Raw genomic sequence first — 23,465 nt, 5'->3', positions numbered from 1 at the left:
CTTGTCTGCCCCAACTCGCATCAAGCCACCGCTGGGTCCTGATAATGCCTGGTGGTGGGAGATGGCTGCTGAAGGCAAGCTCGGTATTCAGCGCTGTCAGGGCTGTTCGCGCTTGCGCCACCCGCCGCGACCCATGTGCGGTGATTGCCGCTCCATCAAGTGGGAAGCGGTCGAAGCTTGTGGGCGTGGCACTATTTGCAGTTTTACCGTGCTTACCCACCCACAGTTCCCGGGCTACGAGTATCCGCTGATAATTATCCTGGTGGACCTCGAAGAGGGTACGCGCCTGACTTCACAGCTGATCAACTGTGATCCCGCTGACGTGGCATTCGGCCTCCCGGTGGAGATGGTTATTCACACTGACCCGGATGGATTCAACATTCCTGTATTCCAGCTCGCTGAGGCACGTTAATGGCCTACTCACTGAAAGATAAAACCGCTATCGCCGGTATTGGCCTGACACCCTTCAGCAAAAAGTCCGGGGTGTCTGAGCTATCGCTGGCAGCGCAGTGCATCGTTGCTGCCTGTGAAGATGCGGGAATTGACCCTGGCGCTGTCGACGGGATGGTCACCTATACGCTGGACAACAGCGAAGAAGTGGATGTCGCTCGCGCCATCGGTGCGAACGACCTGACGTACTTCAGTCGCGTTCATTATGGTGGCGGCGCTGCCGTAGGGACCGTTCTGCAGGCGGCTATGGCGGTAGCGACGGGCCAGGCAGAGACTGTGGTTTGTTATCGGGCCATGAATGGTCGCTCAGGCAAGCGCATGGGGCAGGGCATCTCCGGGCAAATTATCAACTCCGGACTCATCCACTATTCATGGTACATGGCCTACGGCATGTTGATACCGGGCAGCTGGATCGCCATGATTGCCAACAAGTACATGCAGGAATATGGCGTGACCCGCGAGGACCTCGGTCGTGTGGCGATATCGCAGCGTAACTATGCCCAGGCGAATCCGCGTGCCTACGGCTATGGCAAACCCCTGAGTATGGAAGAGTACCTGGCATCACCGCCTATTGCCTCACCCCTGTGTCTCTATGATTTCTGCCAGGAAACGGATGGCGGGTGCGCGGTGATCGTCACCAGCGCCGAACGCGCCAGGGACCTGCGCAAAAGCCCGGCCGTTATTCGCGGGATCAGCCAGGCGTCGACCCGGGGGCAGGAGGAGATGACCAGCTTTTACCGTGAGGAACTCACCTCACTGCCGGAGATGGAGTTGGCCGGGCAGCGCGCTTACGCCATGGCCGGGCTGGAGGCAAAAGACATTGATGCCGCCTGTCTCTACGATGCCTTTTCCTCGGAGGTGATAATGCAGCTGGAGAGCTTTGGCTTCTGTGGGCAGGGCGAGGGTAAGGACATGGTGCTCGATGGCGCGCTGGATATCGATGGACGCCTGCCCAACAATACCCACGGCGGACTATTGTCGGAGGCCTATATTCACGGCATGAACAATATAGCAGAGGGCGTGCGCCTGGTGAGAGGGGACTCCACCAGTCAGCCGGCCAAGGCAGTAGAGCACGTGCTGGTGAGCAGCGGTGTGGGTGTGCCCACCGGTGCACTTATCCTGGGTCGGGACTGAGCTCGCTACTCAAGCAATGCCCGAACTTCATCGGCACTGGCAACCTTGCCCTGGATAATCACTTTCCCATCAACGGCAAGCGCCGGTGTACGCATAACGCCGGCGTCGATAATGGCATTCATATCGGTCACTTTCTCCATTTCAAAACTGACCCCGAGTGCCTGCGCTGCCGCTTCTGCGTTTGCTGCCAGCGATTTGCATTTCTCGCAACCGCTGCCGTAGATTTGTAACTTCATAACAAGATTTCTCCAGGTTGTTTACCAGAAATTTCCATACAGGTAGCCGGTGATCGTTGCCATAATAATGACCAGGGCGCAGTAGACCAGGGTCTTCTGAGTGCCAAGAATCGTCCTGATAACCAGCATATTGGGCAATGACAGTGCCGGCCCTGCCAGCAACAATGCCAGTGCCGGCCCCTTGCCCATGCCAGCCCCCAACAAGCCCTGAACTATTGGGACTTCGGTGAGTGTCGAGAAGTACATAAATGAACCTAATACTGAGGCTATCACGGTGGATGTTAGCGAATTGTCACCCACGGCTGCGCTCACCCACCCGGAGGGTATCAACCCCTCATGCCCGGGGCGTCCCAAAAGCAGGCCGGCAATAAAAACACCAATAACTAACAGCGGTATGATTTGCCTGGTGAAATCCCAGGTCTGAATTGCCCATTCCTGATCCTGGTGCCGGGTCGCCGCGATTAACAGAATACCAATCGCCCCCACCGCAAAGGGCAGCTCGGCTGTCCCAGGTGCCAGCAATGCCGTAACGAGGACCAGGCTGCCCAGGGCGAGCAGATAGGAGACTGGCCAGCGCCACCGGAGTACAAGCAGTGCTGCCAGCAGCAGGGCGAGTAGGGACGTTATCTGCCACTTCCACGCATAGACCTGCATCCAGAGCTGATTGTCTACAGCAGCCCAGTTGGCAAATACCAGGATTCCGATCATCAGGCTGAAAAACGCCACTACTGTTGCCAGGGGCCTGGCCGCTTCGTCGTCGGCGAAACCCTGCGTAGACGCATCGGTCCTCGCCATCTCTTCCCTGCGGTAGATCAGGTGCATGATGGCGCCGATCACGACGGCGAAGACAATTGCGCCAAGGCCCCTGGCGATGCCTATTTCAGCGCCCAGAACCTTGGCGGTTACGACAATTGCCATGATATTGATGGCCGGCCCGGAATAAAGAAAAGCAATTGCTGCCCCCAGTCCTGCCCCACGTTTGTAGATACCGCCAAAAAGTGGCAGAACCGTGCAAGAACAAACGGCGAGCAAGGTGCCCGATACCGAAGCTACACTGAGCGCCACCGGCTTCGATGCCTGTGGCCCGAGGTGCCGTAACACGGATCCCTGACTGATATAGACCGCCATGGCACCGGCAATAATAAATGCCGGGAGCAGACAGAGAATGACATGTTCCTGGGCATACCAGTGGGTCAGCCGAATCGCTTCGAGCACGGCATTGTCAAAACGCCGATTCCCCGCGGGGAGAAAGTAGATAGTGAGAAAAGCAATCGCCATCAGTAGCATTAGTCGCGCCTGGGATGGATTGCTCTTGTACAAGTGGATTAGTTTAGAGTACACGGTCGTCGCTCTCCAGTGAGCCGGTCGCTGGTAAATGCCGAGGCAGTAATAGTGCAATGACAGCCGACAGCGCGATGAACGCAGTCGAAATCCACAGGCAGTTCTCTATGCCCCGGGTCTGGTATACCCAGCCTGACAGCACCGTCCCCAGCAGTCGGCCCATGGCATTGGCCATGTAGTAGAAGCCGACATCCAGCGCTACGCCGTCGTCTTGCGCGTAACTGACGATAAGGTAACTGTGCAGTGCCGAGTTCACGGCGAACAGGATGCCAAAAACCATCAGCCCCAGCATTAGGCTGACCTGCGCGCTGATGCCCGTTGCTATCGCCATAGCTATCAATGCGGGCGCAAATGCGAGAGCCAGGGCCCACTTGAAAGCCGTTTGCCCGTCCGGAACCCGTGCTCTCCGTCCTCCGGTGACGCTTGGAGCGAACGATTGCACGATGCCGTATCCAATGACCCAGCTTGCCAGGAAAGCGCCGACCGCCCAGTGATCCCAGCCCAGGGTGGAAGACAGGTATACCGGGAGCGCCACCACAAACCAGACGTCGCGAGAGGCAAACAGAAACAGTCGTGCGGCTGACAGGATGTTCACCGCTCGGCTCTTGGAAAACAATTGGCTGAACCTGGGCTTTTGAGAGGACCTGCCGAGGCTTTTCTCGAGCTTCAGGGTGCTGAATATAAACACTATAGCGAGGGCAGAGGCCATCACCAGAATTGCCTCCCTGAAGCCGCAGACAGTGAGCAGTAACCCCCCGAGGAAAAAGCCCACGCCTTTCAGTGCATTTTTTGACCCCGTCAGTATCGCGACCCATTGGTAAAGTGTGCCCTGGGCGTGAGCTGGCACCAGCATTTTAATCGCGCTCTTGGCGCTCATCTTGTTCAGGTCCTTGGCGACACCAGAGAGTCCCTGGGCTGCCATCACCCAGGCCACTGTGAGCATGTGCTGGGGCACCAGCAGCATGGACAGTGCAGCTACCTGCAACAGTAATCCCGCGTTCATCGTCGCGTTCAAACCGACACGGGCTCCCAGCCAGCCGCCCAGGAGATTAGTGATAACACCAAAGATTTCGTAGAACAGAAACAGCACAGCAACTTCCAGCGGACTGTAACCCCGCTGGTAAAAGTGCAATACAACCAACATGCGCAGTGCACCATCAGTCAGGGTGAACGCCCAATAATTGAAAGTAACCAGCAGGTACTGTCGGGTGTCAGCAGAGAGGGAGGCCAACATGGTCATGCCTCAGGGCTGGTCCAGGCCAGCGATCATGTGCATCAGTTCTGCAGTGCGATTGGCATAGCCCCATTCATTGTCGTACCAGAGATAGAGTTTGACCTGGGTACCATTGACCACCATGGTCGATAGCGCATCGACCACGCAAGAGCGTGGATCACTGCGGTAGTCTATCGATACCAGGGGTTTTTCCTCGTAGCCCAGGATGTTTCTAAGCCCTGTTTCTGACGCGCTTTTCAACAGCTGGTTGACCTCCTCGACGGAGGTCTCCCGCTTCACCTCAAACACGCAATCTGTCAGCGAGGCATTGGCCAGTGGCACGCGAATGGCGTGACCGTTCAGCTTTCCCCGAAGCTCTGGAAAAATATGTGTAATTGCCGTCGCGGATCCGGTGGTGGTCGGTATGAGGCTCATTCCACAGGCTCTGGCGCGTCTGAGGTCCTTATGGGGAGCATCCAGAATGGTCTGTGTATTGGTGATGTCGTGGATGGTGGTCATCGATCCGTGCTTAATTCCGAGATTTTCGTGAATCACCTTTACCACCGGTGCCAGACAATTTGTGGTGCAGGATGCTGCACTGACGATAGGGTGGGCCGAGGGCTGATAAAGGTCGTGGTTTACTCCCATGACAGTGTCGAGGACACCTTCCTCCTTGACCGGGGCCGTCACTACTACCCGCTTAACACCCTGTTTCAGGTATTCATTCAGTAGCGCTTTTTTCTTGAACTTGCCTGATGCCTCGATAATGATGTCGCATGCGGACCAGTCGGTATCTTCAATTCGCTCGTTGGCGGTACAGGCTATACGCTGGCCGGAGATGACGAGGTCATCACCTTCACTTTCGCAAGCGTGCCCCCATTTGCCATGGACAGAGTCATATTGCAGCAGGTGTGCGAGGGTCCTGGCGTCTCCCGCCGGGTCGTTCACCTGAACGAACTCAACACCTTTCATTTCCCAGGCAGCCCGCATCGTCAGACGTCCCATTCGACCGAAACCGTTTACGCCGACTTTTATCTCCATTGAACAGCTCCAATACTAATCTGGATTCAAGCAAACCAATGCCGAGTGCGATTGACTGCGGCTACAGGGGACAGACACTAAAATGCGCTGAAGAGGTCCCACCGGATTACCCTTCCACAGGGAAAATACTTGTTAACAACACGCTTTTGCCCGCTCGGGCCGATCGCCCATGCGGTGTAAGGATTTGAGGTTAGCTTTCAGAAAAGACTCATTGCCCTCTAATGTTTCACTCAGTACCGTCTTTGCCCAGTCCGGGAGATCCGGGTTTATTCGGTAGAATATCCACTGCCCCTGACGACGATCCAGCAGTAACTTACACTGTCGCAACTGTCCTAGATGCCGCGACACCTTCGGCTGTATCTCTTCTAATGCTGCGGTTAACTCACAAACACATAGCTCCTGTTCCTGTTGAATCAACAGTAAGCATCGTAGCCGCGTCTCGTCAGACAAGCATTTATAAAACTGCACTGGATTCATAAGATTACCTACACCTACCAGGTTTGTACCAAAACAAAGAGTTAGAGAGCCCTGTACTGTAACTGTTGCCTGCGCGCATGCTGAGTGCCCTGCGCATGGCAATAGGACTGTCCTCGTTCACCAGGCAGCGCTTCAGTCACAAGCCGTCAATCATATATGAAATGCAGTATATATGAAAAAACATATATGAAGAGTGCAGAAAAAGAAAAAAATGACGGAAAGATCTATGCCGTCATGAACGCGCTAACATCGTGCTACAGCGGCATGATCAGGTCCATTGCGCCCAGCAGGATCGCGTAGCGAGCGGTTTTGCCGATACCGGTTAGCAGGAAAAATAGCCAAAAGCGCACTCGCATCATCCCGGCGATGAAGGTGAGCGCATCGCCCCCTATCGGCATCCAGGCCAGTAGTAATGACCAGACGCCCCATTTGTTGAACCAACGCTGCGCCGCGCCCAGGTTGTCTGTCTTGAACGGAAACCACTTTCTGTCCTGGAAGTGCAGGAGATAACGACCCAATAGCCAGTTAAGGGCTGACCCCAGCGTATTGCCGGCTGACGCCCAGACCAGCAGCAACAGCGGGTCGTAGCCGGCATTAAGCATTGCGGCGAACAGGATCTCAGAGTAGGCGGGAACCAGCGTGGCCGCCAGAAAGGCGCTGAAAAACAGGCCCAGGTAGGCTTCCACGGCCTAGCGGTCCCGGGCCGCGGTAACCAGGGCGCCAAACAAGCGTTGTTGGCTCGGGTATTGAGGCAGGTACTCAGGGTGCCACTGTACGCCCAGAACAAAGCCCGGACCCTCGCGTTCAATGCCTTGTATCACCCCGTTTCTTTCCCTGGCGCTCACCAGGAGGCCATCACCGAGATCGCGAATGGACTGTTCATGCAAGGCGTTGACTCGTGCCTCTGCACCGCCCAGCAGTTCGTACAGGCAGCTCCCCTCAGCGAGCGTGACCGTTTTCCTGGGGAGAATGCTACGCGGGTTGGCCGTGCCCTCCTGGTAGAAATCATCGATGCTCTGGTGGAGAGACCCGCCCAGAGTGACGTTGATTAACTGGGCGCCTCGACAGATTCCCAGCAGTGGCTTGTCGGTGTACAGCGCATGACGAACCAGGTGTTGCTCAAGCTCATCTCTCTGCCTGTCAAACATCTCCCCTCCGCGGTTGTGTCGGGCCAGCAGAAAACGCAGCGCTGAGAGTAACAGTCCCACCGTCCAGTCGGTCAGGCTGAAGTGTTCAGCTGTCTGAGGCGGGGGCAGGGGCTCTTCCCCGTAATGGAAAGGGTCTACATCGGTGCCGCCACCAATAACAATGCCATCGAGGCGATTCTCGTCATAGCTGCGAGAGGGCGTAAGGCGCACTGGTCGCCCGCCCGCGCGGCGAATGGCCAGCGCGGTCATCAACCAGGCGCTCAGGCCACCCTGGTCCGGCCCGGTGACGCCGATAACAGGCCTGTTCGCGAAACTCATTTATCCGTGAAGTATTGTTCGGCGATGAGCGTGGTGAGTTGCATCACCCACCGTGTGTTCTGGACAAGTTTGAAGTCGGCATAATGCGTTTGCCAGGCGTCGATCAAACGATTCATCAGCCTGTCGTCGTCCGCCAGTTTTTCGATGAAGACCCAGTGATTCCATGCGCTGGCGACTGACCAACCCGGAACGTTTACCTTGCAGTCGGGCAGTCGATAATGAAAGGCGGGGCGGGCGTTAACCAGCTTGCGCTCTTCGGCCGGCAGTCCGGCCATGACCCTGTCCCGGTCCAGTTCGCAGAATATCGGCAACATGTCCAGGGCGCGATTGCGGGTGGGGTTGAACTCGAGGTAGTCATCGATCAGTTGATCGATAGCAGGGCGATAAGCCACATCCAGAACCTTTTCCATATAATCCTGGGGAAACGGGTCGATATAGGGCGTCAGGTAGCGGCGTGTAAGGTCTGTGCCTGCTGTTTCCACCAGCCAGGCGTGTAATAGCAGGAAGGATTGCAGGTGACGCAGAATATTGACACTCTCTGTTGACGGAAGCGACGCGTTGATATGCAGCCCGAAAGCGTAGATCACAGAATCCTGCGTGCCCTCTGCGCCGAGCTCGTTCAGTGCCTGCACCAGCGTGTCCAGGTCGTTGAGCTCCGCTAAGGGGATTGGTTGGGTTACCACCTCGCAGGGGATCAAAACACGGCTGGCGCTGTCGATGTTGGTCTCGATCTCATGGGCGAGGGTGCCGGGGGTAAACTCCACGCCCAGTGTTTCCAGCCATTTACGGTATCGCGTTGACTTGAGCAGGTTGGCGTCGCGCTCTACCCTCAATTTGCCCACCTTGGAATCGTGCAGCAGGGCTTCGAAGGGAGAAATGTTTTCCAGTTCACCCCCCATGGAGCTGTGCAGTGCCCTGGCGGCCTCGCCAATCGGCAAATTGCCAAATTCGAATTCGAAGCCGGCACGGCGCGTCTGCCCCGTTTGGTCAATGAGCCGTGGCGGTAGAAGATAGTTTGCTGGCATAAATTGCAGGTCTCAGTAGGGCTTATCGCCGTCGATGGTGATTCGCTCCATCCGGCGGTGAGCTGGAAAGTAGTCATTTATAGGCTTGTGCTGGGTGCAGCGGTTATCCCAGATAGCCAGGCTGTTGGGCTGCCACTGAAAACGACAGGTGAACTCGTCGGTGGTCACATGCTCAAACAGAAACGCCAGCAGTGCATCGCTCTCTGCTCGGCGTAGACCCTCGATGTGCGTGGTAAACAGGCTGTTGACGAAAATGCCTTTCTTGCCGGTCTCAGGATGCGTGCGAATTACCGGGTGCCTTACCGGTGGGTTTGCAGCCACCGCATCGGCCAGGCGCTCAGCGCCGCCCGGCTCGGCCAGGCTTTCCTTGAATCCCCAGGAAAAATCATGAATGGCGCTGAGTTCTTCCAGGAACTTCTGCATGTGGAAGGAAAGGGCATCATAGGCCGCGGTCATGCTTGACCACAAGGTATCGCCACCCTTTGGCGGAACGATATCGGACTTGAGCATGGTCGCCATGGGCGGGTGCTGGCGAAACGTCATGTCTGTGTGCCAGGCCTCTATACGCGTGGGCTTTTCCGCGGTGCTCTCAAGGATGGTGATCTCAGGGAAGCCGATCACTGTCTCGTAGGCCGGATGGGTCTGCACCGGACCGAAGGACAGCGCCAGTGCTTTCATGTTTTCCGGGCTGATCTGTTGCTCTCGGAAAAAAATAACCTGGTACTCGTTCAGCAGTTTACGGATGCGCAGAAAGTCCTGCTGGCCGATTTCACTGGACAGGTTCATCCCGTGAATTTCTGCACCCAGCGCGCCGGCCACGGGTCTGATATCTAGCATGGTTTAGTCACTCCTTGTCAGCGGACAAGTTTAGCATCGGCCGGGGCATCAGGCACCGGTTTGTGGACCTGTGGGCAGGTCTGCAGTGATCCGCAGTCCTGTTTCTGTATTACTCGCGCTGAGGGTTCCACCGTGACGGTTGATGGCCTGCCAGGCGATGGCCAGCCCCAGGCCATAACCGCCGGCCTCGCGCGTACGCGCGCTGTCCACGCGGTAGAACTCCTCAAAGATGCGCTTCAGGTCTTCCTCTGCGACACCGGGGCCCTGGTCTTCGATATTAACGCGGTAGCACCCGGGTTCGCGGCTTAGCTCAACTCGCACTGTTGCGCCGGGCGGGCTGTGATGCAGGGCGTTGCGGATAATGTTTTCAAAGCTCTTCAGCAAAAGGTCGCCACTGCTGGCAACCACAGCCTGGCTCAGCGAGGTATGCAGCGTAACCTCTTTGCTTTCTTTTCTGCCCTCGAAGCTGGCATCGGCGCACAGCGTCCGTAAAAGTGCGACCAGGTCAATGTGCGTATCCATTTCCAGTGTTTGCTGCTGGCTGCTCAGCAGTTGGCTGATTAATTCCTCCAATCGCGTCGTTTCTTTATCCATGCGTGCGAGATGATCTTCTGGTTGCGCCGCGGACTCCATCGCCAGTGCCAGCGCGACCCGCATTCTCGCCAGCGGTGAACGCAGTTCGTGAGACACGTCGCGCAGCAGCTGCCGCTGTGCCTGTATGCGGGCCTCCAGTTGATCAGCCATTGCGTTAAAGTCCCTGGCGAGGGCGTCGGTTTCGTCACCCCCCCGTTCGCGCACGCGGATACGTGCGCTCAGATCACCCTCGGCTAGCTGTGCGGAAGCGCGTCTCAAGTCGCGTAGGCGGTGAGTCATCAGTCGTGATAAACCCCAGCAGGCCAGGCCGCTGACCAGAATCGCCAGCAACAAACGCAACCAGGGATTGGCCCCCAACACGCCCAATACCCGGTGTGGAGGCGGCGGAAAGGCCATCACCAGTCGCCAGCGCGGCTCGCCCGGGCGGATGATGGCGTGGGCCACGTAGTATTTGTCGCGGGCAGATTTCAGGGCTCGCCTGCGTCTATTGTCGAGACGTTGTGCAATTTTCCCGACCTCGTCTGGGACCGGTTGCTGCAACATATCCCTGCCGGTGTCATCGAGCAGCCAGATATCGAGTCGGTGCTCACGCCGCGCTGTGCTGAGAATCCCCGGTAGTTTACCGGCAGGAGCGTTTTCCAGTGCCCAGATCAGGCGCAGTACCCGGCGTTGTGGCGGGCCTTCGGCGGGCCTGTGATCAACACCGGTAAAATGCAGTGACTCGAAGTATTGACTGGCCAATAACCAGCTTCCCAGGACCGCGACGGTAACCAACCAGAAGCCAAGAAAAATCTTGATGAACAAAGACCCGCGCATGCTGGTTACTCGTCCAGGGCGAACTGATAGCCGAGTCCGCGAACATTGAGAATTAACTCCCCGGCGCCGGCGGCGGACAGTTTACGTCGAATTTTACTGACGTGGACATCAATACTGCGATCATAGGCTGTTAATGGCCGACCCAGCGCCTCCTGACTGAGCGTCTCCTTATCGACCACCTGGCCTGCGCGTTCCACCAACAGCTTTAACAGATTGAATTCAGCGCTGGTCAGGGAGAGAGCCCGATCCCGGTAAACTGCCGTGCGTGAACCGCTGTTGAGAGTGGTGTCACCCGCAGTAACTTCGGTCGGTTTGCTGCCCTGGCCAGCAGCGTTGTTAGCGCGCCTCAGGATTGCCCGCAATCGTGCCGCCAGTTCTCTTGGATTACAGGGTTTTGGCAGGTAGTCATCGGCACCCAATTCCAGGCCAACGATGCGGTCAGTGTCCTCGCCGCGGGCCGTGAGCATCAATACGGGGGTGTTGTTGGACTCGCGCAATTCGCGCAGCACATCCAGCCCGTGCATGCCTGGCAACATAATATCCAACACCAGCACGTCGTACTGTTTTCGCTGTAGCTGCCTGAGCGCCTGCGCACCGTCATGGGTGCTTTCAACACTGAAACCCTGCAGTTGCAGGTACTGCGTCAACAGCTCGCAGAGCTCTTTGTCGTCATCAATGATTAATACACTATTTTTCATGTTGCCAGTGTGGACAAGCGCTTAACGTTTGTCACCGTAGGTTAACAATTCTTTACCCGGATACTGCGGAGCTTAACAGGGGTTTTGCGTAGTGTACTTCCCATGGCGCCGGTAATTGCCGACGCTTTTTAACATCAATCAGGAGAGCAAACTATGAAGACATTAATCAAAGCTGCGATGACCGGGGCCGCACTTTCTGGCGTGCTGCTGTTATCAGCCGGTGCCGTGGCCATGGGGCATCACCCCGGTCACAATCCTGAGCGCATGCTGGCGCACATGACTGAAAAACTGGAGCTGACCGAAACGCAGCAAACACAGATCGAGGCCCTGCTGGCTGAGAACCGTAGCGCAATGCAGGCGGATCGCCAGCGTATGGATGAAATTCGTGACAGTCTCAAAGCCATGCGCGCCGACTTCGATGCTGGCCAGGTTACACGATTGACTGACGAACTCGGCGAGATTACCAGTCGCATGGCCTACAGCCTGGCCAGCACCCAGGCCGATGTCTACCAGTTACTCACCGCAGAGCAGCGTGAAGAAATGGACGAGCTACAGGCGGTACGCGAAAAGCGTATGCAGAAGCGACGCCCGGGTCGCGACTGAGTCCTGTGATCAGAGTTTTTCCACTTTCAGCATCAGCCGCTCGCACAGTGCCGCGTTAGCCTCAAGCTGCGCGGCGTTGCTGACCACGGCAGTGCTCGCACGTTCCGCTTGCAGGTAGGTCTGGCCCACCCGGCGCAAGTCTTCCAGGCTGACCGCCAGCACCTGCTGGCGGAACGCTTCGCGTTGGGCGTGGGTGCGACCAAACAAGCGATTGTGAAAATGCTGTTTGGCCTCACCTGCCGGTGAGCCCGGCTTGTCCAGACTGCCGATGACGCCGAGTATGCTCTCTTCCAGGGCACGCGCCTCGTGGCGTTCCTCCAGCAGCCAGCTGATAGAGGCATCAAAGTCGGCGAGCGTGTCTTCCAGCCGTGGGTCGCGGTAGGAGTAGAAGCGAAACGCGCCTATACTCGAGTCCTGCGAGGCCCCCCCGCCATAGGCACCGCCTTGCTCACGGATGGCACGGTGCAGATAGCCATTGCGCAAAAAGCCGCCAAGCACTGTCAGTGCCGCGGCATCAGGGTGTTCCACTGGTACGGTAGGGTAGGCCCTGGCGCAGAAGTTGACCTGCGTATTGGCCACCCAGAACTCCGCCCTTGATTCTTTCACAGCGTCCAGCTGGAATACTGAGGCATCAGCCGCGGCCCGCGCCGCCCATGCCTTCGCTGCGGCGTCTTTTACTTGCGTCATCGCCTCGGGCTCAGCCACTGCCAGCAATTGCCCTGGCATTGCACTCACCTGTTGGTGAACTTCAGCCAGCGTTGCAGCAAACCGGCTCGCTTCAGCGCTGTCTGCCAGCGAATCATCCAGTTGGCGCAGCTGACGTATGCCGGCCAGGCCGCTGAGCTGGTGGTTGAGCCGGGCTAAAGGGCTCATGCCGGCGCAGGCCGCTGCCATGGCCAGTCCGTGACCGTTCCCGGTTACCGACTGGTCACGGCGGGCTCGCTGCTGACTCACCAGCTCACGAATGCGTTCGGTTTCGTCGAAGCGCACTGTATGCAGCGTGTCTGCCATCAATTGCGCCTGCTGCATCGTGTTGCGCAGCAGTGCTTTCGAGGACAGTATAAATTTGCCTTGAACCGATTGGGCATCATCGACCTTGCCACGCAGGGAAGTAAACGCGTGAATGGAGCCCACCTCTGCTGACTGTCTGTGCTGCGCTTCGCGATAGCTCTCAGCACCCAGGCCCAGTTCGGTGAGGAAGCTGGTGTACAACGGAAGTATGGCTTGTTGCTCTTCGCTGAGTCGGGGAAGGGGCGTAACCAACTGCTGGTAAACCAGCCCGTTAGTTCCCTGCCCATAGGTAGTCAGGGGTAATGGGCCGTCACCGTGCTCAGCAAACTCCAGTTCCGGCATGCTCGCTGGTACGTCGCTTAACTCCACCTTGGGCAGAATGCTCTCGTCGTCGACCTGCTGTTGGCGCGCCACAAGATCTGCAGCCAGTGCAACCGTTGCGGCCTTCTGATCCGCATCCATTGCGGCTTTGATCGCTTCAAGACGCTTCGCCTCCTGTTGCAGGCGTCTTGCGGACAGGTCACTGTCCGGCTCCATCACCAGGGTCACCCGGTGGGGATTCTCCAGCAATAACTTACGTGCCAGCCGTTTGATGTAGTCGGGATCTTCGATACGCTCGCGCAGCGTTTCTATGACCGGGTCCAGGTTGAGTACAGCGATAGGATCGCTGTAGTGGGTAGCGCAACCCAGGGCCTGCAGAATCAGCTGCAGGCCGTAGGGGTAGCCGTCACCACTGACTTCACGCTGGTGTAACTCCAACTGGTGGAGTACCGCCTGCAGCCTGTCCTCACCGATGCCGTTTTCGGCGACATCATTGAGCACTGACAGCACCATTTCCTCCAGTGCGTCGGCGTGTTCCGCTTCACTGCCTTCAATGCCGCAGACGAATACCATCTCGCGCATGGAGTCTTCCAGCCCGCAAAGCGGGGAGGGCGACTGCCCAAGGTCGGTGGTCTCCAGTGCATGCTGCAGGGGGGAGCCGCTGTTTTCCAGGAGCACACTGGAGAGCAACTGGGCTTCCAGCATCTGCTCCAGGTCGCTGCTTTCACCCAGCATCCAGCCAATAACCAGGTGGGTTTTGTTCGCGGTATCGTCGCTCTCGTCGTAGGCATAGTGATCGCTGGCCCGGATAGGAGCCGGCAGGTGTTGCTCGGGTGGAACCTGAATGCGCAGGTCCTGGCGCTGAAAACGGTGCAAGGCCCGCTCTTCGAATGTCTGCTGGTGCTCCGCGGCGGTGATATCGCCGTAGGTCATGAAAATAGCATTGCTGGGGTGGTAGTGGCTGCGGTAGAAGGCCACAAGCTGCTCGTAAGTCAGGTCCGGTATGTTCTCCGGTTCACCGCCACTGTTGAAATGATAGGTTGTGGTGGGGAAGAGGTGCTCACAGAGTTTGCCCCAGAGAACGCTGGGGACCGAGCTCATGGCGCCCTTCATCTCGTTGAATACCACGCCCTTGAACTGCAGTTCGCTCTGTGGGTTGTTTGCCTCCGCGAACTCAACCCGGTGCCCTTCCTGAGCGAAGTCCAGGGGATCCAGCCTGGAGAAAAATACCGCGTCCAGGTAAACCTCCAGCAGATTGTTGAAGTCCTTGCGGTTCTGGCTGGCAAAGGGGTAGGCCGTCCAGTCGGAACTGGTAAAGGCGTTCATAAAGGTGTTGAGTGAACGCCGCAGCATCATGAAAAACGGATCTCTTACAGGGTAGCGTTCGCTGCCGCAGAGCGCCGTGTGCTCGAGTATGTGGGCCACGCCGGTGGAGTCTTCAGGGACCGTGCGCAGCGCAACCAGGAACACGTTCTCACGATTATCGGCGGCCAGGTGGTAGTGCATGGCGCCGGTCTCGCGGTGGCGGAATTCCTGTACCTCCAGGTTCAGGGATTCCACGCGTTGCTGGCGAACAGGTTCAAAGGCGCTGTGTGCCTCGGGTAGTGGCATGGTCATTAACAGTCTCGTCGGGAAATGAAAGGGCGCTATTCTAGCGTGAATGGACGCCGGATGTTTGGCCGTCCTTGCGGATGAGTTCTATGCGATACAGCCAGGGCCAGCGCTTGCCAGTCACCCAGATGCTGCCATCCGCCGGGTCAAGGGCAATGCCGTTGAGTACATCAGTCCCGGCGCGACGTTCACTGGTCGGTAACAGGTCGCGCAGGTCAATGTTGGCAGACACTTCACCACTGTCCGGGTCGATGATGACGATGCGGTCCTGTTGCCAGATATTGGCCCAGAGCTTGCCATCGATCCACTCCAGTTCATTGAGTTTGCGTACCGGTCGACCGTTCTCAGTGACGGTAATCGAGCGGGTGACCGTGCGCGCTTTGGCGTCCATAAAGTGGATACGTTCACTGCCATCGCTGTAGATCAGTTGCTTGCCGTCGTTGGTCAGGCCCCAGCCCTCGCCAGACAGCGGAAACCACTCGATGGGTTGCATGCTGTCGCGGTCGAAGACCAGCATCATGCGTTCCCGCCAGGTCAGCTGGTAGATGTGCTCGCCAAACAGCGTCAGCCCTTCGGCGAACAGGCGGGGATTGAGGTTTTGGCTTTTTTCCACCTCGCCAGTGGCGAAGTCATAGCGCATCAACCGTGACTGCCCGTAGTTTCCAGAGCTGACGTAGAGTTTGCCAGCGCGGATTTCCAGGCCCTGCACGAAGTTATTCCTGTCCTGGGGTCTGCTCTCCAGCACGCGGTAACTGTATTGCTCTACGGCCGCTGCGGGCAGCGCCAGTAATATCAATAAAATGAGGACAATATAACGCGGCATGTCAGATCCGGTTGCGTGACAGGTCGCGAACCAGGAACCTTGCCGGAGAGAGTGCGCGCAGCAATTCCCTGGACAGCGGCGGTGCCTCGCCGCAAATCCGGGCAGCGATCACCTGGGCGCACAGGGGCGCTGAGGTGAGACCCCGCGATCCATGAGCAGTATTGACATAGAGTCCTGGCACGTAATTTCCTCGGCTGGCGATGAACTGGCGGGCATTTTTGCGCAGAGGAGCATAAGTTTGCAAGAAATGAGTGCGCTGCGGAACGGCGCCTGCAATAGGCAGGTAATCGGGGCTGGCGCAACGAAATCCTACCCGCCCCTCCAGGGAACTTGTTTCCAGCCCTGAGAGGGTGTCATGCCACTGCGGCAGGGCTGCGAGTAGTTTGTCGATATTTTCCTTGTGTTCTTCCGCGCGCAACGCATTTTCAGAGTCCTGAAGCTTGAAGCTGGCACCTATACAGTGACACCCCCTGCTTGCCGGAGAGATGTAGCCCTGATGGCAGAACGCGGCACGTAGCCCGACGGTCGCTGAGCTCTCGGGAAGCAGTGTGGTTTGGCCGCGTATACGCTGCAGGGGCAGCCACTCCAGGCCGGCCAGGGCAGCACTGTGGCTACCTGCACAGACTATGGCAACGTCCGCTGAGACAACGCATTGGCCTCGCATGTCATGCGCCTGCCATCCTTCCGTGTTGCTGTGCAGGCTTAGCTCCCCGCAATGCTCGATCACCTTTACGCCGGGGGTATCCAGCAGTGTTCTACAGACCGCGGGCGGGTTCAGCCAACCGGAGTCCGGATACCAGTAGCCTGGGCGTGCAGGGTGCACGCCCAGTTTTGCGGCGGCTTTCTCAGCCTGCAGTACTTGCGCGAGCTCAGGCAGATCCCGCAGCCGTTCGCCCATGAGCGCCAGTTCCTGTTCATCACTGTGCTGGTGAAAGCTGCCGCAGAGCTGGCCATCGGGGCCCGGCGTGAGCTGGCCTGCGGCGAATAGCTGTCGATAGAAGCTGGCAGAATAACGAAAACTCTGCAGTGCAAAGTCGGTGAGCGCGGAATGACGCCTGGAGAGGCGCGTATAGAGCACACCCTGCTCGTTACCCGAGGCCTCGCCGGCAATGGTGCCGCGCTCCAGCACGGTGACTTCAATATCACGTTCTGCCAGGGCCCGGGCGAGACTGGCACCTGCTAAACCAGCGCCGATGATCAGCGCCGACGCAGGCTTGCCGCCTCTGGGCGTGGCGTCAAGGTCCCAGGGCGTCTCCGGCGTTGTCTGTGGTTGCCGTGGGACAGCGATAGCGCCGGTGAGTGACTCGCGTTTGCGGCCATAGCCCGGAACCTTTTGCATGTTGAACCCTGCCGCCTCCAGCCCGCGGCGCACCGCGCCGGCGGCAGTAAACGTGGCAACAGTAGCACCCTGTCGCGACAGGGACGCCATGCAGGCAAAGGTATCCGCCAACCACATCGACGGGTTTCGAGCGGGTGCGAAACCGTCCAGGTACCAGGCGTCAACGCACTGTCCATGGGCCGCCAGGTCGGGTAGCGCCACCGAGACATCCTCCCACCACAGGTCCAGAATCACCTTCCCCGAATCAAAAATCAGGCGGTGTTGTCCCGGAAGCCGCCCCGGCCACGCGGCCAGCAGTTCCGCGGCCAGCTCCCCCAGTTCGGGCCAGGCCCCCAGCGCCGTGGCCAGTTGATGTCGGTCCAGCGGGTACTTTTCGATAGAGATGAAATGCAGGCGGCCTGACCGGCCCGCATGTGCACGCCAGGCCTGCCAGGTCAGCAGGAAATTCAGGCCAGTGCCGAAACCGGTTTCTGCAACGCAGAAACAGTCGCGCTGTTGTTCCTGCCAGCGCGCAGGCAGCTGGTTGCCGCACAGGAATACGTGACGGCTCTCCGCCAGCCCGTTTTCTCGCGAGTAATAGACGTCTTCGAATTGTGCCGAGAATGGGTCCCCGCTATCGCTCCACGCCAGCGATGGGGCCGGAGTGGCGCCCCAGGCGGTATTGTCGCGCCTCATCCCGGGCGATTGAGTTGCAGTTCTTCAGGCAGCCACGCGGGGATATGGGCATTATCGGCAGCCAGCAGTTCCGCGACAGGAAAAACGTGCAGTTGGGGGGCACTGCCCGGCGGCTTGTAAAGTGTGATCAGGTACGCCTGGCTGTGGCTGTCTTCCGGTATGTTGACGTTCCAGCTGTGCCCGGCAATGTTAATGGTGGTATTACCCGGTTGCAGGTTCTGCTTGAGCAGGTAGTGGTGCTTGCCAACGGGCTGCAGGCTGCGGCTCTCCCCGGCAATCAGGCTACCCAACAGGTAGGTACGCAGCGAACAGACCGGGCGGTAGTCCCTGCGGCTTTCGGGAATATTCGGGTCTGACAGGCGGCGCGTGATCTCGGCCAGCGCCAGGCTGCCCTCGGCTCCGGAAAGCCGAACCTTACCCGCGTTGAAGGGGATGGTGGACATGTGGGCAGCGTCGTCGCTGGCTTTCTGTCGCCGTTCCAGTTCCTCGGCGGTGGGCTGGTTCTGTGCTGCTACGCGCTCTTCGTGGTGATAGGACCTGAGCAGGTTTTGCAGTCGTGATACCTGTTCGTCCTCCAGTTCCGTGCTGTAGTCGGGCACGGTTTCACGCAGTGGCTTGCTCTCCATATCGCGCGGTTCCTCACCGTGGACCGGCCATATCACGATGCCTGCAGCCAGTGACAGGCACCAGCGCAGTGAGCGGTTTGGGCATTGGCGGGACACAGATTGTCTGCCCCGGCAGTGCTTGGGCATGTTCGGTACCAATAGTGTATGGGGTGCAAATGATAACAGCAGCGCGTGGGCTCAAACCAATAAAAACAGACGATAAGCGTAGATAATTTGCCCGCTGGTGGGCCGCCGAGATTGCCTGGGGGCCGCGCGCCCAGTAGACTTGCCCATTGTTCAGATTTAGAGGTGACCATGTCCCGGATTGAGACCCAGAGTATGTCCAGGGAGCAGTTCCTGACCATCGCCGTTAACCTGCTGCATCGCGCGTTCATGCAGGAGAAACGCACCAAGGCCAAGAGTCTGTTCAGGGACGTGGCCGAGGGTAAGATGGTCCCGCTCACCAATGTACAGATGGAGGACAAATCGACCGTACGCTTTGATCTATCCCTGGATCACAGTGAGTATGGCGGTTCATTGAATTTTGGCGCTTTTCGTAACAGTTTGACCACGTTGCTAGGCAATCTGGCTAATGCAGTGCAGGAAAAACGCGAGATCTCCACATTCAGCGCCGAGGGCAATGTCGAGAATATGATTTTCGGCGTAACCGGGGTGACCGTAGAGCGCGATGTACCCTCGGTGATGGTGCTCTCTGCCAATATTGGCGGGCGCGATGCCGCAGTGCAACTGCGCCTCATGTACCTGGATTACCAGCAGTTTCTATTGTCGCAGCAGCAGGACGACGATGGCGAGGCATCAACGGCGGTCAGCTGAGCAGGCCCACGGCAGGCGCCGGGGGCATTGACAGGGCCAGCTTCAGGGGCGGCGCCATGACCACCGACGTGCCGGTCAGAACCAGTTTGTCATTCTGGTTGTATGCCTTGCAGTCCAGGGTGACGGTCTGCCGACGGTCCTTTTTATCCGTGACTTCCAGGTCAACACGCACGGTATCGCCAATGCATACCGGCAGGCGAAACTTTACGGACTGTTCCAGGAAAATGCAGCCAGGCCCGGGGAGTTTCATCGCCAGTGCGGCAGAGACAAATGAGGCCGTCAGCATGCCATGGGCAATGCGCTGGCCAAAGCGTGTCTGCGCGGCGAAGTCATCATCCAGGTGCACCGGGTTAATGTCTCCGGACGCTGCAGCGAACAGCTGTATGTCCAGGTCCTGTACAGTCTTTGAATAACTGGCTGTCTGTCCTACGGTGATTTCCTCGTAGGTGAAGTTGGTCAGTTGCGACATGCGCCGTGTCTCCTGTCTCTGGCTGTAGAAAGCATAACTGATTGTACGCTAACTGAAAGAAACCATGACTGATAACGCCTCCGGGCAAACTGTTGAAATTCACTACCCGGAGGAGTTGCCGGTCTCCCAGCGCAGGGCGGAGATCGCGCGCGCCATAGAGGATCACCAGGTCGTGGTCATCGCCGGCGAAACCGGCTCGGGTAAGACGACCCAGTTGCCCAAGATATGCCTGGAACTGGGCAGGGGTAGTCAGGGGCTGATAGGTCATACCCAGCCACGGCGACTGGCGGCGCGCACGGTGGCCCAGCGTATCGCCCAGGAGCTGGGGGGTGAACTGGGCGGAGTGGTCGGTTACCAGGTGCGTTTTACGGACCGGGTGTCGGACGACACCGCGATCAAGTTGATGACCGACGGCATCCTGCTGGCCGAGATGCAGCGCGACCGCATGCTCCGGCGCTACGACACGATCATTATTGATGAGGCTCATGAGCGCAGCCTGAATATTGATTTCCTGTTGGGTTACCTCAAGCGCTTGCTGCCAAAGCGGCCGGACCTCAAGTTAATCATCACCTCGGCGACCATCGACGTGGATAGTTTCTCGCGCCACTTCAACGATGCACCGGTGATCGAGGTGTCCGGCCGAACCTTTCCCGTTGAAACGCACTACCTCGATGCTACTGAGGAGGAAGAGGACAGTACGGCGCGGATTTCCGCATTGGTCCAGGACATTGATGCAGGCCAATATGGCCAGCGTGGAGACATACTGGTGTTTCTGCCGGGTGAGCGTGATATTCGCGAGGTTGCCAAACAGCTTCGCGAGGATACCCAGTTGGATATCCTGCCCCTCTATGCCCGCCTCAGCGCAGCTGAACAAAACCGTGTTTTCGATCTTTCCAAGCGGCGTGGCCTGCGTGTGGTGCTGGCCACCAATGTGGCGGAGACATCGCTTACTGTGCCAGGCATTCGCTTTGTGATTGACCCGGGCGAAGCCCGCATCAGCCGTTACAGCTATCGCACCAAGGTACAAAGGCTGCCTATCGAACCCATCTCCCAGGCCAGCGCCAACCAGCGCCAGGGCCGCTGTGGACGTGTTGAGGCCGGGGTGTGCCTGCGCCTGTTCAGTGAGGAAGACTTCCAGCGTCGACCCGAATTCACCGATCCGGAAATTTTACGCACCAACCTCGCGTCGGTGGTGTTACAGATGCTGGTTCTCGGATTGGGGGAGGTGCACGAGTTTCCCTTTATCAACCCTCCGGACCCGCGCATGGTGCGCGACGGCTACAAGTTATTGGAGGAACTGGGTGCCGTCACGCCCGGGGGGACGCTGACGGACGTTGGCAGGCGGCTGGCACGTTTGCCGGTCGACCCGCGCCTTGGGCGCATGGTGGTGGCAGCGGAGCAGGCCAATTGCATCGCAGAGATCCTGGTCATTGCCAGTGCGCTGACGATACAGGATCCACGTGAACGGCCCGCAGACAAGCGCCAGCAGGCCGACCAGTCCCACGCTCGCTTCAAACATGAGAAGTCAGACTTTATGGCCTGGTTGAACCTGTGGTCCTATTACGAGACGCAGCGCCAGGCCCTCAGCCAGAATCAATTGCGCAAACTCTGCAAACGCGAGTTCCTCTCTTTTATGCGCATGCGGGAGTGGCGCGATATTCACAGCCAGCTTTCTATCGCCTGTCGTCAGCAGAAGCTGCGCACGTCCGCCGAACTGCCTGCAGAAGAAAACTACAGCGGCGTTCACCGCGCGTTGCTGGCCGGCCTACTGGGCAATATCGCGCATCACCAGGAAGGCCGTGATTACCTGGGTGCGCGCAATCGCAAGATGCAGATATTTCCGGGTTCTCCCCTTGCACGCAAACGTCCGAAGTGGCTGGTGGCGGCACAGGTGGTGGAGACCTCACGGGTATTTGCGCGCACGGTCGGCACCATCGATCCATCATGGGCCGAAGAGATTAACCCCGCGCTGCTCAAGTATCACTACTACCAGCCACGCTGGCAGTCGCGCAGCGGTCGCGCGGTCGCTTACCAGCGTGTCTCGCTGTACGGACTGACCATCGCCGACAAGCGCTCGGTTCACTATGGCCCGATAGCACCAGAGGCGTCACGTGAGCTGCTGATCCGAGAGGGGCTGGTAGCCGGGAATTACCGTCAGCACCCGGCCTTTTTGAAGTACAACCAGCGGCTGGTGCGCGAGTTGGAAGAGCTGGAATCCAGAACCCGGCGTCGCGACATACTGGTTGAGGAAGAGGTGCTGTTTGAGTTCTACGATGAGCGTCTGCCGGCAGACTGCTACACCGCCAGTGGCCTGCAGTCCTGGCTGAAGAAAAACCCCGGGGCTGACGCAAGCCTGCGCCTGCAGCGCGAGCTGTTGCTGGCCCGGGACCCGGGGACAGACCTCACCGACCAGTTCCCTGATCGGCTGCACTGGCAGGATATGGACTTTCGCCTCACTTACCAGTTTGAGCCGGGCAAGGAGGCGGATGGCGTCTCTGTCACCGTCCCCGTGGCGCTACTCAACCGGGTGCCGCGATTCCTCTTTGACTGGTTGGTACCCGGGCTGCTGCGAGAAAAGTGCATCGCCCTGGTCAAGGCGCTGCCCAAGGAAAAGCGCAAGAAGCTGGTGCCGGTACCTGACTATGTTGATCGCGCGCTGGCCGAACTGGAGGCAGACGACAGCGACCTGATGGCCGCTCTGTCCAGGGTGCTGGGAAAGCTGGGCGGGATACAGCTGGGTGTCGCGGACTGGGACGTGGAAAAACTAGACGCTTTTTACCGCATGAACATTCGGGTGGTGGATGCGCAGGGTCGGTTACTTGAGCAGAGCCGGGACCTTGCGGCATTGATCGAGACATACCGCAGTGACACGCGCCAGAGCCTGAGCGCCGACAAGCGTGACTCTCCGGCCCGGGAGGGTATCACTCGCTGGGATTTTCCGGATCTGCCATTGGAATGGCGATTCCGTCAGGCCGGTGTCGAGATTGTTTCCTACCCGGCGCTGGTGGATCGGCAGGACAGCGTCGCCATTGAATTGTGTGACTACCCCGAAGTTGCGCGTCAGCATCACCGCACCGGCGTACTGCGCCTGCTGCGTTTGCACACTGCCCAGACCGTCAAGTACCTGCGCAAGCAGATGCTGCGTGGCAACCAGTTCAACCTGGTGTTGGCCGGTGCCGGTCAGGATCGCGCGCGCCTCGTGGAGGATCTGGGCGATGCGGCGTATATCCGGGCGATGGGCCTGGAGAATGACCTGCCTTTCACTCGTGAGGCGTTTCAGGCGACTCTGGAGCGGGGCAGGGGAGATGTGGTGAGTTGCGCCAACGAAGTCGAGGCGGTCCTGCTCAATACCCTGCAGGGAGCTGCCCAGGTGCGCCAGGCGCTGTCCGCTGTCGCCGACGGCAAGTGGCCGGACAGTATCGCCGATATACAGCAGCAGCTGGCGGCTTTGCTGCAGCCAGGCTTCCAGCGCGATACGCCCGCGGACTGGCTGGCACAGTATCCACGATATATGAAGGCCCTGCTCAATCGTGTTGAACGACTGCCCGGGCAATATGCCAGGGACCAGAAGCACACGCTGATGCTGGAGTCACTGGTCAATCCGTTGCGCGAGGCGCTTGCAGAGCGTGAAGGCCTGCTACTGGCCAGTGAGCCCGCCGCTGTCTATCGCTGGATGCTGGAAGAGTTCCGCGTATCCCTGTTTGCGCAGAACCTCGGCACACGCCAGGCTGTTTCCGAGAAGCGCCTGCGCGAACAGTGGAAGCGGGTAGAACAATGGTTGTCAGAACACCCACGCTAGCGCGCCCGTGTTTGCGGTCTGCGGGAAAATGTGAAAAATTACCCAGT

At 58.5% G+C, this 23,465-nt stretch carries 21 protein-coding genes; 5 read left to right on the top strand and 16 right to left on the bottom strand.

The window, feature by feature from the left end:
• Nucleotide 1: 1 nt before the first annotated feature.
• Complete coding sequence (locus C0039_RS10435; RefSeq protein ID WP_133125978.1) at nt 2-412, top strand: Zn-ribbon domain-containing OB-fold protein; 411 nt, start codon at nt 2-4, stop codon at nt 410-412.
• On the top strand, nt 412-1,584 hold the full coding sequence (locus C0039_RS10430; protein ID WP_076001171.1) for a lipid-transfer protein: 1,173 nt from the start codon (nt 412-414) through the stop codon (nt 1,582-1,584). Before C0039_RS10435 ends, C0039_RS10430 begins: the two co-directional genes overlap by 1 nt.
• Before the next feature lie 5 nt (nt 1,585-1,589).
• Here the strand turns inward: C0039_RS10430 and C0039_RS10425 are convergent, their stop codons facing one another.
• The 11 genes from C0039_RS10425 to C0039_RS10375 form a co-directional block, all read right to left on the bottom strand.
• Complete coding sequence (locus C0039_RS10425; protein ID WP_076001172.1) at nt 1,590-1,820, bottom strand: thioredoxin family protein; 231 nt, start codon at nt 1,818-1,820, stop codon at nt 1,590-1,592.
• Nucleotides 1,821-1,841: 21 nt separating this feature from the next.
• Nucleotides 1,842-3,161: a permease gene (locus C0039_RS10420; protein ID WP_207796415.1), complete on the bottom strand. Its 1,320-nt coding sequence runs from the start codon at nt 3,159-3,161 to the stop codon at nt 1,842-1,844.
• Nucleotides 3,151-4,395: an organoarsenical effux MFS transporter ArsJ gene (arsJ, locus tag C0039_RS10415; protein ID WP_341476650.1), complete on the bottom strand. Its 1,245-nt coding sequence runs from the start codon at nt 4,393-4,395 to the stop codon at nt 3,151-3,153. The genes C0039_RS10420 and arsJ overlap by 11 nt, the downstream gene beginning before the upstream one ends.
• A gap of 9 nt (nt 4,396-4,404) precedes the next feature.
• Complete coding sequence (locus tag C0039_RS10410; protein ID WP_101518014.1) at nt 4,405-5,415, bottom strand: ArsJ-associated glyceraldehyde-3-phosphate dehydrogenase; 1,011 nt, start codon at nt 5,413-5,415, stop codon at nt 4,405-4,407.
• Nucleotides 5,416-5,547: 132 nt separating this feature from the next.
• Nucleotides 5,548-5,892 (bottom strand): metalloregulator ArsR/SmtB family transcription factor, encoded by a 345-nt coding sequence (locus C0039_RS10405; protein WP_076001175.1) that lies wholly within the window; start codon nt 5,890-5,892, stop codon nt 5,548-5,550.
• 254 nt (nt 5,893-6,146) lie between these two features.
• The gene (locus tag C0039_RS10400) at nt 6,147-6,578 is read right to left on the bottom strand and encodes a YqaA family protein (RefSeq protein WP_076001176.1); all 432 of its coding nucleotides are present in this window, start codon (nt 6,576-6,578) and stop codon (nt 6,147-6,149) included.
• 3 nt (nt 6,579-6,581) lie between these two features.
• Nucleotides 6,582-7,358 carry a gamma-glutamyl-gamma-aminobutyrate hydrolase family protein gene (locus C0039_RS10395; protein WP_101518013.1) on the bottom strand — a complete coding sequence of 259 codons (777 nt, stop codon included), beginning with the start codon at nt 7,356-7,358 and terminating at the stop codon, nt 6,582-6,584.
• Nucleotides 7,355-8,383, bottom strand: a complete 1,029-nt coding sequence (locus C0039_RS10390) for an amidoligase family protein (RefSeq protein ID WP_101518012.1) — start codon at nt 8,381-8,383, stop codon at nt 7,355-7,357. The genes C0039_RS10395 and C0039_RS10390 overlap by 4 nt, the downstream gene beginning before the upstream one ends.
• Nucleotides 8,384-8,395: 12 nt before the next feature.
• Entirely contained in the window at nt 8,396-9,220 is an 825-nt protein-coding gene (tauD, locus tag C0039_RS10385; protein ID WP_076001179.1) for a taurine dioxygenase, read from the bottom strand.
• Nucleotides 9,221-9,268: 48 nt separating this feature from the next.
• The gene (locus C0039_RS10380; RefSeq protein ID WP_076001180.1) at nt 9,269-10,630 is read right to left on the bottom strand and encodes a HAMP domain-containing histidine kinase; all 1,362 of its coding nucleotides are present in this window, start codon (nt 10,628-10,630) and stop codon (nt 9,269-9,271) included.
• A 5-nt stretch (nt 10,631-10,635) separates the two neighbouring features.
• The gene (locus C0039_RS10375; RefSeq protein ID WP_076001181.1) at nt 10,636-11,328 is read right to left on the bottom strand and encodes a response regulator; all 693 of its coding nucleotides are present in this window, start codon (nt 11,326-11,328) and stop codon (nt 10,636-10,638) included.
• Nucleotides 11,329-11,481: 153 nt separating this feature from the next.
• Here C0039_RS10375 and C0039_RS10370 point away from each other — a divergent pair, with 153 nt between their 5' ends.
• Nucleotides 11,482-11,931: a Spy/CpxP family protein refolding chaperone gene (locus C0039_RS10370; RefSeq protein WP_101518011.1), complete on the top strand. Its 450-nt coding sequence runs from the start codon at nt 11,482-11,484 to the stop codon at nt 11,929-11,931.
• A 9-nt stretch (nt 11,932-11,940) separates the two neighbouring features.
• Here the strand turns inward: C0039_RS10370 and C0039_RS10365 are convergent, their stop codons facing one another.
• From C0039_RS10365 to C0039_RS10350, 4 genes are read right to left on the bottom strand one after another with little or no spacing between them, the layout of a single operon-like run.
• On the bottom strand, nt 11,941-14,880 hold the full coding sequence (locus tag C0039_RS10365; protein ID WP_076001183.1) for an insulinase family protein: 2,940 nt from the start codon (nt 14,878-14,880) through the stop codon (nt 11,941-11,943).
• A 34-nt stretch (nt 14,881-14,914) separates the two neighbouring features.
• Nucleotides 14,915-15,697 (bottom strand): glutaminyl-peptide cyclotransferase, encoded by a 783-nt coding sequence (locus tag C0039_RS10360; RefSeq protein ID WP_101518010.1) that lies wholly within the window; start codon nt 15,695-15,697, stop codon nt 14,915-14,917.
• A 1-nt stretch (nt 15,698) separates the two neighbouring features.
• Nucleotides 15,699-17,711 (bottom strand): bifunctional tRNA (5-methylaminomethyl-2-thiouridine)(34)-methyltransferase MnmC2/FAD-dependent 5-carboxymethylaminomethyl-2-thiouridine(34) oxidoreductase MnmC1, encoded by a 2,013-nt coding sequence (mnmC, locus tag C0039_RS10355; protein WP_101518009.1) that lies wholly within the window; start codon nt 17,709-17,711, stop codon nt 15,699-15,701.
• The gene (locus C0039_RS10350) at nt 17,708-18,433 is read right to left on the bottom strand and encodes a hypothetical protein (protein ID WP_133125977.1); all 726 of its coding nucleotides are present in this window, start codon (nt 18,431-18,433) and stop codon (nt 17,708-17,710) included. The genes mnmC and C0039_RS10350 overlap by 4 nt, the downstream gene beginning before the upstream one ends.
• A gap of 198 nt (nt 18,434-18,631) precedes the next feature.
• Here C0039_RS10350 and C0039_RS10345 point away from each other — a divergent pair, with 198 nt between their 5' ends.
• Nucleotides 18,632-19,150: a hypothetical protein gene (locus C0039_RS10345; RefSeq protein WP_076001187.1), complete on the top strand. Its 519-nt coding sequence runs from the start codon at nt 18,632-18,634 to the stop codon at nt 19,148-19,150.
• Here the strand turns inward: C0039_RS10345 and C0039_RS10340 are convergent.
• The gene (locus C0039_RS10340) at nt 19,143-19,619 is read right to left on the bottom strand and encodes a MaoC family dehydratase (protein ID WP_101518007.1); all 477 of its coding nucleotides are present in this window, start codon (nt 19,617-19,619) and stop codon (nt 19,143-19,145) included. The two genes, C0039_RS10345 and C0039_RS10340, sit on opposite strands and share 8 nt — an antisense overlap.
• 64 nt (nt 19,620-19,683) lie before the next feature.
• Between C0039_RS10340 and hrpA the strand changes: the two genes are divergently transcribed.
• The gene (gene hrpA, locus C0039_RS10335; protein WP_101518006.1) at nt 19,684-23,418 is read left to right on the top strand and encodes an ATP-dependent RNA helicase HrpA; all 3,735 of its coding nucleotides are present in this window, start codon (nt 19,684-19,686) and stop codon (nt 23,416-23,418) included.
• Nucleotides 23,419-23,465 lie beyond the last annotated feature (47 nt).

Source organism: Pseudohalioglobus lutimaris (assembly GCF_002866825.1).
GTDB classification, from domain to species: Bacteria; Pseudomonadota; Gammaproteobacteria; order Pseudomonadales; family Halieaceae; genus Halioglobus; species Halioglobus lutimaris.
Note: the sequence above shows the minus strand (reverse complement) of the source record. Positions and strands in the feature narration are given on the sequence as shown.